Source organism: Bacillus sp. FSL K6-2865 (assembly GCF_040311405.1).
GTDB classification, from domain to species: Bacteria; Bacillota; Bacilli; order Bacillales; family Bacillaceae; genus Bacillus; species Bacillus velezensis.
Window position 1 is genome coordinate 2,737,783 of sequence record NZ_CP152036.1, and the last position, 15,039, is coordinate 2,752,821.

Consider the following 15,039-nt stretch of genomic DNA (forward strand, 5'->3'; position numbering starts at 1 on the left):
TTTTGATTCAGTAGATTTCAAATATCGTGCCGGCTTTCTTCAATTAAAAAACATTCTTCAGTTGTCTCACTCTTCTGTTACATACCTGCCCAAACATCTTTCGCATATCTTCCTTCCGCCTGCAGCTGTTCAAGCCACTCCAAGGAAACTTTTGAATCGGTGTTATGCACCTTTTCATACGCCTGAAGCAGTACATTTTCGACAGCCGGAGCCATTTTGCTTCCGTCACCGCATATATAGAGATGGCCGCCTTGGTCAAGAAGGGCAATAATTTGTGCAGCCTCGCGAAGCAGGACATCCTGTACATATACTTTACAGTCCTGATCTAACCTGGAATACGCCCGATGCACGGTGACAAGGCCGTTTTTCTCCGCATGGTCGAATTCATCTTTGTACAGATCGTCTTCTTCAGGATGCCTGCAGCCGAAGTATAAATGAGCTTCACCCAGGCTGTTACCGGACATTTTTTCGGCAGCCCGCGCCTGGATAAATCCCCTGAACGGCGCAATTCCTGTGCCTGCTCCGACCATAATGAGAGGCGTTTTGGGATTTTCAGGCAATGCGAAACCCGACTGCGGCGAGCGGATGAAACAGACGGCAGAATCGCCTTTTTGTAATCCGGCTAAATAGTTCGAAGCCACGCCCCGGTATTCCCCACGGCCGCTCCATGCCGGAGCCGTCACAACGCCGACTGTGATACTGAGCTCCCCGCTGGCTGCCTTCGGTGAGCTTGAGATTGAATAATAGCGCGCCTTTAAGGACGGCAGAAGTTCTAAAAAGCGCTCAAACGGCAGTTCACATGCAGGATAATCTTCCAGCAGGTCCAGCATGGTCATTCGTTTTTTCAGCACGTTTTCTTTATATGCCGCATCATCAGAATAAAGATGCTCCAATTCTTTTTGGTGCGGCGGGCACACGGTATGTGCGGCAAGTTCGCGAAGCTGGGCTCTCGTTGCCGGCTCCTGCAGCTCTACATAGGACGCCAAAAGCTCCGGCGCATTAACCGGCCGGTCCATCGGCAGATGAGGCAGCTGCCGGCCCTTGATCTTAAAGTGCTGGTTCGGATCAAGACCGAATCGGCGAATGACACGGCTGATCAGTTCCCCGCTGTTTTGCGGAAGCACCCCGAGATGATCTCCTTCCTGATACGTTTCTGTTTCGGGGAGACGCAGCTCAATATGCCGGACTGAGCGCTTGCTGCTTTCGGTATGAAGCTCTTTGTTCGTAATGACCTCCGCCGCAAATGCTTTGTACGTTTTGGCAATCGGCGTCTCGGCTGCTTCACTTACGTATTCGATTGATAACTGTGATTTGTTTGTCTGTTTTGGAGCGGCCTCTATATGAAAAGCCTTCATGATGTCCTTCCAGAATGAGTCTTCCCAGACTTCCTGACTGTACTCAAAATCATCGGCATTGTCGCCCTCCCCGATAGAGGTCAGCCGTTTTGCCCCTTTTTCTTCAAGCACTTTGTCTATCAGGCGGGGGATCCTTTGGTAAGTGGCGGCCCAGTTGCGGTCTCCGCAGCCGAAGACGGCGTAAGAAACACCCTTTAATTCCTGATCTTCAAGGGTTTCCATCCATTTCACAAAACCCGCCGCATTATCAGGCGGCGCCCCGTTATAAGAAGCCGTAACAATAACGACCGCGCCTTTTACAGGCAGTTTCCCGGCATAATCATCGAGCGGGCCGGTTTCAGTTGAAAATCCTTTGCTTCTTCCGATATCAGCCAGCTCTTCCGCGATTCCTTCCGCAGTCCCTAAATTTGATCCGTAAAGAATGAGAAGCGGCGTTCCGTGGGACGGGATTTCTTTCGTTTCTTCTTTGTGACCGCTTCCTTCAGCTTTTTGGCTTTGTACGGGCTGATGATTGGACACGTCCTTGTTTTTCACACGGATTTTAAAATCACCGGGCTTAATGGTTAGAGCTTCTTTAATCGTAAGCTCATAATCATTATGATCAATCAGTTCAAAGTGTTTCAGGACAAGGCCGAGCACCATTGTCGCTTCCTGCAGGGCAAACTGCATCCCGATGCATGCGCGCTGTCCGTTTCCGAATGGCTTATATGCATCAGCCGGAATTGCCGCGGGATCACTGAACCTTTCCGGGCGGAATGACTCGGCATCTTCTCCCCACGCGCTTTTATCCCGGTGCAGCTGCGGAGTCAGAATCGTCACCGGCTGTCCCTTCTCAATCGGATATTTCCCGCCGAGAACCGTATCTTCTTTCGCGTACAGAGAAAATGCCGGGGCAGTCGGATACAGCCGCAAAGTCTCGTTTAGCACCATGCGGATATATGTCAGCTGCTGAATCTGCTTATATTCAGGGGTCTCTCCCGTCAGCACCCGCTCGGCTTCCTGAACGGCTTTTTTCAATTTATCTTTATTTTTCAGCAGGCAGTATATCGCAAAAGAAAGCAGCCCGCTTGTGGTTTCATGCCCAGCGATCAAAAAGGTAATGATTTGATAACGGATATTTTCATCATCCAGCCTTTCCCCTGTTACAGGGTCTTTCGCTTCAAGCATCAATGCTAAAAGGTCAGACAGATTCTCATCCGGATTTTCCCTCCGCTCAGCGATGATCCGGTCTACAAGCGAATTCATCTCTTCAATATCCTGCTGGAACTGATGTCTCGTTTTGATCATCAGCTTGTCCTGCAGGCTGTGTCTTTGTGATTGGCGCATTGCCTCCTGCAGCGCACGAAGCATACTTGTGATAAAAGGATGCTGTGTGTCGCGGTAAAAGCTGTTAAAGCGGTAATGAAATCCGCACAGGCCGATTGTATCCAGCGTCAGGCGCGTCATATCTTCGGCAACGTCAATTTCTTCATTCGGATTTAATCTGCTCCACTTCTGCACGAGCTGCATGGCAATATCCAGCATCATTGAATGATAGCCTTTCATCGCCTTCTGGCTGAAGCTCGGCAATAAAATCCGATGCGCTTTCTGCCAATTCTTTTCGTGAGTCCAGCTCGTAAATAGTCCGTCACCGCCAAACTCACGGACCTTCAGCAGGGCTTTGCTGAGATTTTTGTCAAATCGCTTTTCATCACAGACTTCTGCCGCGAGCTCGCGGCCTGATACGAAGACCCCGACAGAGCTCGGAAATTCAAAACGAAAGATCGGGCCGTATTCTTCGGCAATTTTCCAAAGCGATTGTGACAGTTTTTCTTTTTCCAAGTGAGGGAGATTTTTCAGAGGTCCGTATGTTTTCGGCTGCGGTATAGCGCTTAGCTGTTTCATATCGATCTTCCTTCCTTCGGCGAATAATTAATGAGTTCTGATGGCATCCCAAGAACATTGTTCCAATTCTTTCAGAAACGGTTTTGTTATTTCGACGCTTCCCGTCCGGACAAGCTGATAGAGTTTGAGATATGCCCCGAGCAGCAGCGCCATCAGCACATTGGACGGCAGATTGCGGAGCACGCCTTCAGACTTGCCGCGCTGAAAAAAGACGTCAAGCATCTGTGTTATTTCATCAAGAAGCTTACGGCTCGTTTCATTCAGAAAGTAGGCGTCCTTATTCGTTTCAAGAAAAAACAATGCATACTCACTTTCCTTCGTAAAATCAATCAGACAATAAAACAGGTGATGAAACCCTTCTCTTACAGATATCCCCTGAAAGTCCGTTTTGACTTTTTTCATAAAACGCTGCGCACTTTCCTGATACAGTACGTTCACAAGTGTCTCTTTACTGTCAAAGTAACGGTAAATTGTGCCGGTTCCGACATCGGCCTGAGCGGCAATCATCGGAATCGTCGTGGCGTCAAATCCTCTATCTGTAAACAAAGTAAGCGACGCTTTCATAATGAGTTCAACCTTGTTTGAAGCTGTCATTTCATCCCCCTTTCTAAATGCGGAATGAATATTCATTCCGTTTGTTCAAAATATTTAAAATGTACGGTCATCTGATTACCATTGTATAAGAAAAAAACTTTTTTTAATATAAAATATATGTGAAATAACCAAAAATAAGGAAATATACCCAATTCCACAAAAAGAGCTGCAGTGACTTAAGCAGCTCTTTTTATTTCCCAAGAAATATTCTATTTAATGGCAGTAATAAAATGGAATGAATCTCTGCTGACAACTGAAATGTCTCTGAAATGCTGATCATAGAGCACCTCAATCACATCCTTTTCACTCATCCGCGAAGGTTTCAAAACCATATAGAAACACCCGTCAATTTGAAGAACGCGGTACACTTCTTTACATGCCGTCCGGTAATCGCTGACTGTTTCAGCAGTATGTAATGAGAAAACTTTATGAAAACTGCGGTCGCGGAAGGGTATGCTTTCCGGCCTCCCCTGCTGAATGTTTCCGAGCCCGGCTTTTATAACCGAACGGTTTGCGCGCTGTGTTTTCCGTATTTTACGTTTCGATGTTTCTATGCTTTTAAGACTGCCCTTTTCAAGCTGTCCGATGATTTGTTTAAACATTGAGCCGTTTCCGGTCCCGATTTCCAAAATGCGGTCGTATTCCTGTATGTCCATCAAGATTTGCTGAATGACTGACTCTGCCGGTTCTGATGCAGCAAAGTATTTCGCGCGCATTCGTTTTAATGCTGAAGATGTATGTTGCAACATTGTATAACACCCGCTTTTCCATTCCTGTGATTTATTATTCAGAAATAATATTACCTCGTATTAGTATGAGGTACTAACTAGACGCACTTCTCTTCATGAACGTTTCGATTTATTTGAAATTTATATTTGTTTTCATAAAAAAAAGACGGAAAACGTAGGTTTTCCGCCTGCTCTAGTACCAATAATACGGTGCTATATATCTTGTCTGCCGGGAAAGCGCCGCCATTCTCTGCCGGCGATACGGGTTGCCGTAGCCGTGCTTAAATGAATGGGGCATTGACGCATACCCGTGCCCGATGGATGGAATTCTGTTCTGACCGCCTTGCATGCTATCACCCGCTTACCAATTTTTCTTTCTTTACCATGGTATGCAGGCCGTCTGCGACGTGACAGCAACATCCTCGCTAAACCTGGTCCTTCTCCATTGTGTAATGATTCAGCAGTTCAATTCTGAACATGATAATCTCCTCCTTCTCCTCCGTTTTGGCCCTTCGTGTCCGTTAGTTCATATAAAAGTGTTTCAGCTGGCGTTCTTTCGCTTCATTATAAAACTCTTCGACCTGCTGTTCTCGTTCATACTCTTCCGCACTTTTAAAACGCTTTGAAATGGTCAGTGTTAAAAAGAAAAGATTAATGGTCATTATCGCTCACCCCCTTTCAATATCCGCACAAGCGAAAATAACCCGCAGCAAAGTTCATATGCGCTGCGGGCAGACTAAATCCGCAGACAAAAGAAGACGTGCTTCTTTCCCTGCGGGGAGCTGCGAATGTCCTGATACTCCGAAATTAACGTGCTTGACGGGCAGAGGTTAAGGAAGGACACGAACTCTTCCACAGGCTGAATCGGTTCAATTGTAGATTTTGATTGCCGTTTAACGTCGTCATGTGATTCAACCTCCCTTTGCTTTTTTCTTACTTTGTAAGTATATCCATCAGCTTCCATTTTGTAAACATTTTTTTCAAGATTTGGACGGAAAATGTGCTGGCATTCCGCTTCAATTGTCCGTGTTTTCCGGCATCTTTCTTACCTCAGGAAACTCTTTTCATCCCTTGCTTTTTCTGATCTTTTTTTGAATATGCAATAAAATAAATGAGGCCGACAAACACTGCCCCGCCGATGACATTCCCGATAAAGGCCGGAATGAGATTGCCAATCAGATCACCCCACGAAAATGAACCTGCAAAAATCGCAGCCGGGATGATAAACATATTGGCTACAACGTGCTGAAAACCAATTGCGACAAACGCCATAATCGGAAACCATATACCCGCGATTTTTCCGGCTCCGTCTTCTGCGCCGAAAGAAAGCCAGACGGCCAAACAGACAAGCCAGTTACAGCCGATCGCCGAAACAATGACTTTTCCAAACGGCATATCCAATTTGCCTTGTGCGACCGCAATTGTTTTTTCCAAGTAAGGTCCTGTTTCGGTTAATCCGACAACATGTCCGAAAAAGTAAGCGACAAACAGTGCGCCGACAAGATTCATCAACGTCACGATCACCCAATTTTTCACCAATGCACCGGCGGATATTCTTCTGGAAAACAGCGCCATGGATACCGACATCATATTTCCCGTAATCAGCTCCGCTCCGGCAAGAACGACGAGCACCAATCCGATGGGAAACACGGACGCCCCGATTAAACTCGACAGGCTTCCCCATTCTTTCGGAAGGTCGCCGATGACACGGATATCAAGCAAATAACCGAGTGCGATAAACGCTCCTCCCAAAAATCCTAATACAATCAGTGCTGAAAGCGGTGAATGCACCTTTTTTACCCCTGATTCGACCGCAAGCTCCGCTATTTCGTCCGGTTTACGAAAAGCCATAATAACCCCTCCATTTATCATTTCAGCCCGCAGTTTCCAAAGACGCCTAACAAAAAAGGCAGCATTCAACTAACCCGTCTGAAAAAACGGGGTTTGAATGCTGCCTAACTTGTATGCATACCCATACAACAATATCAAGCAGAATGAAAATATGCGGTATAGAATATGTACAGATCATGCACACATTCCATAAAAAATCGTCCTTAGGCCACTGCTGGCAGTTCATATCATATCAAATGTGACAATTTCGTGTCAATTGAATATTGTCAGCTTTTGATTTCTTCTTTATGCTCTTCAATTGAGCGGTCAAAGACAAACACCGATACAGCAATATTTTCCTCTATTTTAATATCTGAAAACAGATGTACAAGCTTTGCTCCGATGAGCTCTTCCATTCCGTCAGGCGTTTGTTTTGAATACAGCTCCTGAATTAAGCTGGTTCGCGCCGCATGAACCATTTCTCTTCCTTCAGGCGTGCGTGCGATAAACTGCTCACTTGCGCTTAGATTTCCGTAAAGCGTAGATACCGCCATGTTATCCACAAAAACGGTGTGAATTCGTTCAGGCCCCTTTCCAAATAATTCTTTGCGCAATTTCCGGATAATATCGTTAAATTCATGAATTTTTTTAGACATATTGACCCCTCCGATTTTAGCCTATGAAAGACATTCCCGGTTCCCCTTTGTGACATTTCACTTGGTTAAAGTTTTCCTTTCGTATTGTATTATAATAAATATCACCTTATAATAAAAGCAGTGAAGATGGATTTGTAATAGGAAACGTGTTATGAGTCTATCGTTTTATACAAATAGGATTGGTCTGTTAGTAAGACTTGCTAGTGAACTATTCCGCCATGCGTATTTATACCGTTCTCCGGACAGGAGGCCGGTATCTATGTGCATGGCTTTTTTCGAGTTTAAAAGATGGAGGGGAATTGGAAGTGACAGACGTTCAGTCTATCCGTGTCAAAATTGACGGCACGGAGTATGAAGCACCAGAGGGGTCTAAGATTTTAGATATTTTAAACCAAAACGGAATTGAGATTCCGCAAATATGCCATGTACCGGAAGTGGATCCGATTCAAACATGTGACACCTGTATTGTTGAAGTAAACGGGAAATTGCAGCGCTCTTGTTCCACGGCTGCAGAAAACGGGATGTCCATCTCGCTTACGTCGGGAAGGGTAAAAGAGGCTCAGACAGAGGCCATGGACCGCCTGCTCGAGAATCACCTGCTTTACTGTACGGTATGCGATAACAACAACGGCAACTGCACACTGCATAATACAGCGGAAATGATGGGAATTGAGCATCAGAAATATCCGTATACGCCGAAAGATGATTCAAAGTGCGCGGTTGATATGTCTCACCCGTTTTACCGCTATGATCCGAACCAATGCATCGCCTGCGGCCAATGTGTGGAAGTGTGTCAAAACCTTCAGGTGAATGAGACCCTTTCAATTGATTGGGAGCGCGACCGCCCGCGGGTCATTTGGGATGAAGGCGTCGCCATTAATGAATCTTCCTGCGTCAGCTGCGGCCAGTGTGTCACTGTCTGTCCTTGTAACGCACTGATGGAAAAATCAATGCTCGGCCAAGCCGGATTTATGACAGGAATAAAAGAAGATGTCATGGAACCGATGATTGATTTAGTGAAAAATGTTGAACCCGACTATACAAGCATCTTCGCCGTGTCTGAAGTGGAAGCGGCTATGCGCGATAAACGGACGAAAAAAACAAAAACAGTCTGCACGTTCTGCGGCGTCGGATGCTCTTTTGAAGTATGGACAAAAGGCCGTGACATCCTTAAAATTCAGCCTGTTTCCGATGCTCCGGTTAATGCGATTTCCACTTGTGTGAAAGGGAAATTCGGCTGGGACTTCGTGAATTCGGAAGAACGGATTACAAAACCGCTTATCCGGAAAAACGGCGCATTTGTTGAATCGTCATGGGAAGAAGCTCTTGATCTTGTCGCTTCAAGACTCGGTTCGATCAAGACCGAACATGGAAATGGTTCTGTCGGTTTTATTTCTTCTTCTAAAATTACGAATGAAGACAACTACGTCATTCAAAAATTGGCACGCCAAGTATTTGAAACCAACAACGTGGATAACTGCTCACGCTACTGCCAGTCACCGGCAACGGACGGCTTATTCCGCACCGTCGGTATGGGCGGAGACGCTGGCACAATTAAAGATATCGCAAAAGCGGGCCTCGTGCTCATCGTCGGCGCCAATCCGGCGGAAGGACATCCGGTTCTGGCCACACGCGTGAAACGCGCCCATAAACTGCACGGCCAAAAACTGATTGTTGCCGATCTGCGCAGAAATGAAATGGCTGAACGGTCCGACCTCTTTATCAGCCCAAAACAAGGGACTGACCAGGTCTGGCTCATGGCAGTAACGAAATATATGATTGACCAAGGCTGGCACGATCAAGCGTTTATTGATGAAAATGTCAACTACTTTGATGATTATAAAGAAACGCTGGAAAAATACACATTGGAATATGCGGAGCGCATCACCGGACTTTCTCAGGATACGATCATCCGCATTGCCGAAATGATTCGTGATGCAGACGGCACTTGTGTTCTTTGGGGCATGGGCGTTACCCAGAATACAGGCGGCTCTGATACATCAGCGGCGATTTCCAACCTGCTGCTTGCCACAGGAAACTACCGCCGTCCGGGCGCCGGAGCCTATCCGCTGCGGGGACATAACAACGTTCAAGGCGCTTGCGATATGGGAACTCTTCCAGGCTGGCTTCCGGGGTATCAGCATATTACCGATGATGCGGCACGCGCTAAATTCGAAAAAGCTTACGGTGTTGAAATTGACGGCAAGCCGGGTCTTGATAATATCGAAATGCTCCATGCGATTGAAGAAGGAAACATGAAAGCCATGTATCTCGTCGGTGAAGATATGGCGCTCGTCGATTCAAACGCCAACCATGTTCATAACATTTTATCCAGCCTTGATTTCTTTGTTGTGCAGGATATTTTCCTTTCAAGAACGGCGCAATACGCGGATGTCATCCTGCCTGCGGTTCCATCTCTTGAAAAAGACGGAACATTTACAAACACAGAGCGGCGTGTGCAAAGATTGTATCAGGCGCTTCCGACACTCGGCGATGCAAAACCCGACTGGTGGATTATTCAGGAAGTCGCCAATCGTTTAGGCGCTGATTGGAATTACACGCATCCTAGCGACATTTTCTCAGAAATGGCGAGCCTTTCTCCGCTGTTCGGAAAAGCAAGCTACGACGTTCTTAGCGGCTGGAACAGCTTCTTGTGGGGAAGCTTTACGGGAGAAAGCACTCCGCTTCTTTATGAAGACGGCTTTAACTTCCCGGACAAAAAAGCCCGTTTTGCGCTGAGCGATTGGGTGGAGCCTGCTGTATTCCCTGAAGAATATGACCTGCATATTAACAACGGACGGATGCTTGAACATTTCCACGAAGGAAACATGACAAACAAGTCAAAAGGCATTCAGTCTAAAGTTCCGGATGTATTTGTTGAAGTATCGCCGGAGCTCGCGGCTGAACGCGGAATTTGCGACGGAACAATGATCCGGCTCGTCTCTCCTTTTGGGGCGGTTAAATTGAACGCGCTTGTGACAGACCGAGTCCGCGCAAATGAGCTTTATCTGCCGATGAACTCTACAGATAAAGATTCTGCGATTAATTTCCTGACCGGGCCTGCGTATGATTCACGGACACATACACCTGCCTATAAGCAGACAAAAGTCCGCATGGAAGTGCTTGGTTCCTGTGATACTCCGCCGCTTCCGAAAACGAATCCGCGGAACAAAAAACGTCATCCGCAAAACGGTGTGGAAGCTCAGCGAAAATGGAACCGTCCGGGCTATGTGCACTTAACTGATTAAGGAAAGGAGGAAACATTATGGCAAGCCCAATTACTGAAATTCAAAAAGAAACGAAAACAGAGGAACAGCTGAAAGCTGAAAAACTGGAAGAACTGAAGACGCTTCTCGCAGAAAATGAAGAAGCCGTCGCGAAAACGATGTCCATCATGGCAGAGCTGAATGGCTTGGGCATTTTTGATGCCGCCGGCTATATGCTCCAGGCAAAAGAGGAGATTGCCAAAATCGCACTCGGACAGATTTCCCGGGAACCTGTCACCAATCTCCTGAATACGATGATGGCCGCGGGAGGCGCGCTGTCAAAAGCTGATCCCGAATTTATGGGCAGACTTTTAGAAAGCGCCATGGCCGGGACGGATCAGGCGCAAAGATTTTTAAAAGAGGACAGGAAAGTCAGTATGTTTGAACTGATGAAAGCCGTCGGTGATCCTGATATTAACCGCGCGCTCGGCTTCGGGCTGCAGTTTTTAAAAGGAATGGGAAAAGAATTACGCGAAACCCCGTCTGAATAAGAAACGAAAAAGCCATTGTCAAAAGACAATGGCTTTTTTTTATTCTTCGGCCTCTTCCAGCCTCTTTTTATAAATAAGTGAACGGTCAACGCAGAAATAAGCGCCCGCTAAAAATACACAATCCGTTACAAACATCAGCATTTTCTGGCCCGCAGTCAGCCCTTGTCCGGGAAGAACCGTGCCGATATAAATGAAGGTGCTGACTGCAAGCAGAATAAATGCGTAATGCTTAAAATCTTCTATTAATGATTTCAGTCTTTTCTTCTCCATATAAGGTCACCTGCCAGTTTTATAGTCTACCAACATTATAATACAAGCTGACAGCCGACAGAGAATGTAAATCTATCCATTCTTTATAAAAGTGAATCAAGCGCCTGTTTCACATCCGCCGTTAAATCCTCAGTATCCTCAATACCGACTGAGATCCGCACGAGCCCGTCGGTAATGCCAAGCGCAAGCCGGCGGTCGCGCGGGATCGAAGCGTGCGTCATTCTGGACGGCACGGAGATTAAGCTTTCAACCGCTCCTAAACTTTCCGCGATCGTAAACAGGTTCAATTTTTCTAAAAACGCGTCGACGCGTTCGCTGCTGCCGACATCAAAGGAAATCATTCCGCCGAAACCGGAGCTTTGCGCTTTTGTCAGCTCATGGCCCGGGTGTTTCGCTGATCCCGGATAGTAAAGCGTCTGAACGGCATCATGTGCTTCAAGCAGCTCGGCGATTTTTCCGGCGCTGTGATTGATGGCATCCATTCTGAGTCCCAGTGTTTTAATGCCTCTCATCAAAAGCCATGAATCCTGCGGTCCTAAAACGCCGCCTGTTGAGTTTTGCACATAATGAAGCTTTTCGCCCAGTTCTTTATCAGCCGTGACGACTAAGCCGCCGACGACATCGCTGTGGCCGCCGAGATATTTTGTCGCGCTGTGCAGCACGATGTCAGCGCCGAAGCTGAGCGGCTGCTGGAAATACGGCGTGTAAAACGTATTATCGACGATAAGCAATACGCCCGCTTCTTTTGCGATGTCAGACATCAGTTTGAGGTCAGTCACTTTCAATAGCGGGTTTGTCGGTGTTTCGATATAAATGGCTTTCGTATTCGGGCGAATGGCCTTTTTGACTTTTTCTTCACTGCTCGTATCGACAAAGTCCGCTTCAATGCCGAAGCGGTTCAGCACGCCTGTCATCACCCGGTAAGTGCCGCCGTATACATCATCCGTCAAAATAACATGATCGCCGCTGTCAAACAGCATCATGACGGCAGTAATCGCAGCCATGCCTGAGCCGAACGCATATCCCGCCGCGCCGCCTTCAAGCTCTGCAATTAAGCTTTCAAGCGCCGTCCGCGTCGGATTGGCCGTTCTTGAATATTCATAACCCGTGTGCTCGCCCGCTTTCGGCTGTTGGTACGTGCTTACTTGATAAATCGGTACGGAAACCGCTCCTGTTTTTTCATCTCCCGTAATTCCTCCGTGCACCATCAGCGTTTTTTTCTTCATCTTACTGACCTCCTTGAAAAATGTTTTTGCTTATATATCGATCGCTGCCGTCAGGGAAAATGGTGACGATATTTGATCCGGCGGGCGCTTTTTTCGCTTCTTCAAGCGCTGCATAAAGAGCCGCCCCTGAAGAGCTTCCAATTAAGAGGCCTTCTTTCTCGGCCGCTTCTCTGACAAGCGAAAACGCCGTATCGTCCTCCACCGTGTAAATGGCGTCAAAATGGTTCTCGTCCATATAATCCGGGATAAACTCCATGCCGATGCCTTCCGTTTTATGGGCATACGGCTCTCCTCCGTTCAGGATCGAGCCTTCCGGTTCAACGATCACCGTTTTGACGGCAGGATTTTTCTCCTTTAAATAAGCTGCCGTACCGGCAAAGGTGCCGCCGGAACCCGCTCCTGCGACAAAAGCGTGGATATCCCCGCCGAGCGCGTTCCATATTTCAGGTCCGATCGTTTTGTAGTAAGTCAATGGATTTACTCGGTTTTTAAATTGCAGAACGGCATAAGAATTATTAATCTCTCTCTCCAGTTCAAGCGCTTTTCGGATGGCTCCCTGCATGCCTTCTTCTCTCGGCGTATGCACGATGTCCGCTCCGAGAGCTTTCATAATTTGCTGCTTTTCTCTGCTGAAATGCTCCGGGACGCAAAAAACGGCGCGAAGCTGATGCTTTCTGGCGCACAGAGCGAGTCCGATCCCGGTGTTTCCGGCAGTCGCCTCAATGATAACGCCGCCCGGTTTCACCTTTCCCGTGCGAAGCGCATCTTCAATGAGCATCCCGCCCAGCCTGTCTTTAATGCTTCCGCCCGGATTCATCATCTCAAGCTTAGCATAAACCGCTGTTCCCTCCGGTAGATCAAAATGCTTGAGACGGAGCAGCGGTGTATTTCCGATCAGTTCTGTAATATCTGTTATCACGTTCAATATATGTCCTCCTCCTGGAAAAGCGGAGGAGAACGAGAATCCCCCGCTTAGTGAATTCGTTTGATGACATTCAGGACAAGCTCAGTTGAATGAACGGCAGCCTGTTCTAAAAATTTATCAAATGAAACGTCAGATTCTTTTCCGGCAATATCAGATAAAGCTCTGATGACAACAAAAGGCGTTTTGAACTGGTGGCACACCTGTGCGACAGCCGCAGCTTCCATTTCAACCGCGTACAAATCCGCAAATTTGGCGCGTACGTCTTCAACCCGCTTCGGATCGTTCATAAAAGAATCTCCCGTTGCGATTGTGCCTTTGGCGACTTGAATGCCGTTCAGTTCAGAAACCGCTTCCTCAGTAATGCTGATCAGCTTTTCATCAGCTTTGTATGCTGCCGGAAGACCCGGCACCTGTCCGTATTCATAGTCAAACGCCGTCACATCCACGTCATGATGGCGGACATCTGTTGAGATGACGACGTCGCCTACATTCAATGTATGATGAAAACCGCCCGCTGAGCCTGTGTTAATCACATAATCAGGTTTGAAACGGTCAAGCAGAAGCGTCGTGCTGATCGCCGCGTTGACTTTCCCGATACCTGATTTCAGCAAGATGACTTCGACGCCTTCATAGCTGCCAGTTGTAAACTCACAGTGAGCGATCATCTCTTGTTTTGCGTCTTTCAGTTTGCTTCTTAAAATCGTAACTTCCTCTTCCATTGCTCCGATGACTGCCAGTTTCATTTATACACAATCCCTTCGATTTACCGTTTAATCGCCTCCATTATCCAGACAAAGTCATTTTGCTGCGTAAACCGCGCGGCAAATCCCTCTTCTGAAAAGATGTTTTTCATTGTCCCGAGTGTCGGATAATGTTCCGTCTTTAAATCATCCGCTAATTGATGATAGCCGTTTCGGATTGCTTTTTTAATGGCTTCATCATAAGCTTCATGATCTTTAAAGACGGTATCGGCAAACACTATTTTATCATGCTTCTGAAGGATTGCGCCATACTGCTTTACAGCCGTTCGCTTTTCTTCATCGGTTAAATGATGAAAGGCGTACGAGCTGACGATGGTATCTATTTGAAAAGGCGGAGCGGGAAACTCCAGAAAATCTCCGTCACTGAACACGGCTTTGTCAGAAAGCTTGTCAGCCGCCAGTTTTCTCATTGACGGAGACGGTTCTACACCAAACACCTTTTTGTTCGCAGCGGCTAATTTCGCCGTTAAATTCCCCGTTCCCGGTCCGAACTCTAAAACGTTTGAACCTGAAAGTGCGACAATGCTGTCAAGAATGTTGTCATATCCTTTAAAAACAGCGGCATATTGTTTGTCAGCCCCGTGCACTGTGGCATCATAAGTCGCTGCCCAATCTTCAAATAAAGGAATAAATTCACGGCCCATATTTTTCACTCTCCATATTTTATAATTCCTATGAGTATAGTATGGATTAATCGTGGAACAGTTCCTATCCTATCACAAAAAAGAATGGAAGTGTACTAAAATACTTTGGGATTATTGCGCAATTACGGCAGAAAGGCTTATACTTTCATTGACTCAGAAGAAAAATCAGGAGGATCTGTACTGATGAATTTTCAATTGGATTTAATCAAAGATAAAGTAGAATTTTTCGAAGCGGCATCTTTGCAGGAGCTTGAAAAGAAAATAAACGTTCAGATTGAAAACAACCAGGCGATTATGCTTCGCGTCCGTTCCGTATCCCATCAGGTGACGGCCGTTGACGGCAGAATCCTTTACAGCGCGTCGGTGCATTTTTCAGCTGACGTATGACAGAAAAAAGCAGCTGAATAAT

Annotated in this window: 15 protein-coding genes; 3 read left to right on the forward strand and 12 right to left on the reverse strand. The window is 46.7% G+C overall.

Annotated elements, in window-relative coordinates; translation table 11 throughout:
• Positions 1-77 precede the first annotated feature (77 nt).
• The 7 genes from NYE42_RS13470 to NYE42_RS13500 form a co-directional block, all read right to left on the reverse strand.
• On the reverse strand, positions 78-3,239 hold the full coding sequence (locus tag NYE42_RS13470) for a bifunctional cytochrome P450/NADPH--P450 reductase (RefSeq protein WP_241457570.1): 3,162 nt from the start codon (positions 3,237-3,239) through the stop codon (positions 78-80).
• A gap of 27 nt (positions 3,240-3,266) precedes the next feature.
• The gene (locus NYE42_RS13475; protein WP_014418456.1) at positions 3,267-3,833 is read right to left on the reverse strand and encodes a TetR/AcrR family transcriptional regulator; all 567 of its coding nucleotides are present in this window, start codon (positions 3,831-3,833) and stop codon (positions 3,267-3,269) included.
• Positions 3,834-4,042: 209 nt separating this feature from the next.
• Entirely contained in the window at positions 4,043-4,582 is a 540-nt protein-coding gene (locus tag NYE42_RS13480) for a methyltransferase domain-containing protein (protein WP_007408228.1), read from the reverse strand.
• Positions 4,583-4,754: 172 nt separating this feature from the next.
• Positions 4,755-4,910 (reverse strand): hypothetical protein, encoded by a 156-nt coding sequence (locus NYE42_RS13485; RefSeq protein WP_007408227.1) that lies wholly within the window; start codon positions 4,908-4,910, stop codon positions 4,755-4,757.
• Positions 4,911-5,082: 172 nt separating this feature from the next.
• Positions 5,083-5,223, reverse strand: a complete 141-nt coding sequence (locus NYE42_RS13490; RefSeq protein WP_003152787.1) for a YrzI family small protein — start codon at positions 5,221-5,223, stop codon at positions 5,083-5,085.
• 388 nt (positions 5,224-5,611) lie between these two features.
• The gene (locus NYE42_RS13495; protein WP_007408225.1) at positions 5,612-6,412 is read right to left on the reverse strand and encodes a formate/nitrite transporter family protein; all 801 of its coding nucleotides are present in this window, start codon (positions 6,410-6,412) and stop codon (positions 5,612-5,614) included.
• Between the two features lie 266 nt (positions 6,413-6,678).
• Positions 6,679-7,047: a DUF2294 domain-containing protein gene (locus NYE42_RS13500; RefSeq protein WP_007408224.1), complete on the reverse strand. Its 369-nt coding sequence runs from the start codon at positions 7,045-7,047 to the stop codon at positions 6,679-6,681.
• Between the two features lie 305 nt (positions 7,048-7,352).
• Between NYE42_RS13500 and fdhF the strand changes: the two genes are divergently transcribed.
• Together fdhF and NYE42_RS13510 are read left to right on the forward strand one after the other, a co-directional pair.
• Entirely contained in the window at positions 7,353-10,295 is a 2,943-nt protein-coding gene (gene fdhF, locus NYE42_RS13505) for a formate dehydrogenase subunit alpha (RefSeq protein WP_199022055.1), read from the forward strand.
• Between the two features lie 17 nt (positions 10,296-10,312).
• Positions 10,313-10,804, forward strand: a complete 492-nt coding sequence (locus NYE42_RS13510; RefSeq protein ID WP_003152780.1) for a DUF1641 domain-containing protein — start codon at positions 10,313-10,315, stop codon at positions 10,802-10,804.
• Between the two features lie 39 nt (positions 10,805-10,843).
• Here NYE42_RS13510 and NYE42_RS13515 read toward each other — a convergent pair whose 3' ends face one another.
• From NYE42_RS13515 to NYE42_RS13535, 5 genes are all read right to left on the reverse strand, one after another.
• Positions 10,844-11,074: a YrhC family protein gene (locus NYE42_RS13515; protein ID WP_352426517.1), complete on the reverse strand. Its 231-nt coding sequence runs from the start codon at positions 11,072-11,074 to the stop codon at positions 10,844-10,846.
• An 83-nt stretch (positions 11,075-11,157) separates the two neighbouring features.
• Positions 11,158-12,300 (reverse strand): bifunctional cystathionine gamma-lyase/homocysteine desulfhydrase, encoded by a 1,143-nt coding sequence (locus NYE42_RS13520; RefSeq protein WP_007612766.1) that lies wholly within the window; start codon positions 12,298-12,300, stop codon positions 11,158-11,160.
• Position 12,301: 1 nt separating this feature from the next.
• A complete protein-coding gene (locus tag NYE42_RS13525) occupies positions 12,302-13,225 on the reverse strand; it encodes an O-acetylserine dependent cystathionine beta-synthase (RefSeq protein ID WP_144663947.1) in 924 nt (307 codons plus the stop codon).
• Positions 13,226-13,272: 47 nt separating this feature from the next.
• A complete protein-coding gene (mtnN, locus tag NYE42_RS13530; protein ID WP_003152774.1) occupies positions 13,273-13,968 on the reverse strand; it encodes a 5'-methylthioadenosine/S-adenosylhomocysteine nucleosidase in 696 nt (231 codons plus the stop codon).
• A 20-nt stretch (positions 13,969-13,988) separates the two neighbouring features.
• Positions 13,989-14,630, reverse strand: coding sequence for a class I SAM-dependent methyltransferase (locus NYE42_RS13535; protein WP_012118064.1), 642 nt, complete (start codon positions 14,628-14,630; stop codon positions 13,989-13,991).
• Positions 14,631-14,813: 183 nt separating this feature from the next.
• Between NYE42_RS13535 and NYE42_RS13540 the strand changes: the two genes are divergently transcribed.
• A complete protein-coding gene (locus NYE42_RS13540; protein WP_003152771.1) occupies positions 14,814-15,017 on the forward strand; it encodes a YrzA family protein in 204 nt (67 codons plus the stop codon).
• The last annotated feature ends 22 nt before the right edge of the window (positions 15,018-15,039 follow it).

Bases quoted from the DNA above. Each gene is read 5' to 3' on its own strand.
- NYE42_RS13520 (WP_007612766.1), bottom strand. From the start codon at position 12,300: ATGAAGAAAAAAACGCTGATGGTGCACGGAGGAATTACGGGAGATGAA.
- NYE42_RS13480 (WP_007408228.1), bottom strand. From the start codon at position 4,582: ATGTTGCAACATACATCTTCAGCATTAAAACGAATGCGCGCGAAATAC.
- NYE42_RS13540 (WP_003152771.1), top strand. From the start codon at position 14,814: ATGAATTTTCAATTGGATTTAATCAAAGATAAAGTAGAATTTTTCGAA.
- NYE42_RS13485 (WP_007408227.1), bottom strand. From the start codon at position 4,910: ATGCAAGGCGGTCAGAACAGAATTCCATCCATCGGGCACGGGTATGCG.
- NYE42_RS13475 (WP_014418456.1), bottom strand. From the start codon at position 3,833: ATGACAGCTTCAAACAAGGTTGAACTCATTATGAAAGCGTCGCTTACT.
- NYE42_RS13535 (WP_012118064.1), bottom strand. From the start codon at position 14,630: ATGGGCCGTGAATTTATTCCTTTATTTGAAGATTGGGCAGCGACTTAT.
- NYE42_RS13510 (WP_003152780.1), top strand. From the start codon at position 10,313: ATGGCAAGCCCAATTACTGAAATTCAAAAAGAAACGAAAACAGAGGAA.
- mtnN (WP_003152774.1), bottom strand. From the start codon at position 13,968: ATGAAACTGGCAGTCATCGGAGCAATGGAAGAGGAAGTTACGATTTTA.
- NYE42_RS13500 (WP_007408224.1), bottom strand. From the start codon at position 7,047: ATGTCTAAAAAAATTCATGAATTTAACGATATTATCCGGAAATTGCGC.
- NYE42_RS13495 (WP_007408225.1), bottom strand. From the start codon at position 6,412: ATGGCTTTTCGTAAACCGGACGAAATAGCGGAGCTTGCGGTCGAATCA.
- NYE42_RS13515 (WP_352426517.1), bottom strand. From the start codon at position 11,074: ATGGAGAAGAAAAGACTGAAATCATTAATAGAAGATTTTAAGCATTAC.
- NYE42_RS13490 (WP_003152787.1), bottom strand. From the start codon at position 5,223: ATGACCATTAATCTTTTCTTTTTAACACTGACCATTTCAAAGCGTTTT.
- NYE42_RS13470 (WP_241457570.1), bottom strand. From the start codon at position 3,239: ATGAAACAGCTAAGCGCTATACCGCAGCCGAAAACATACGGACCTCTG.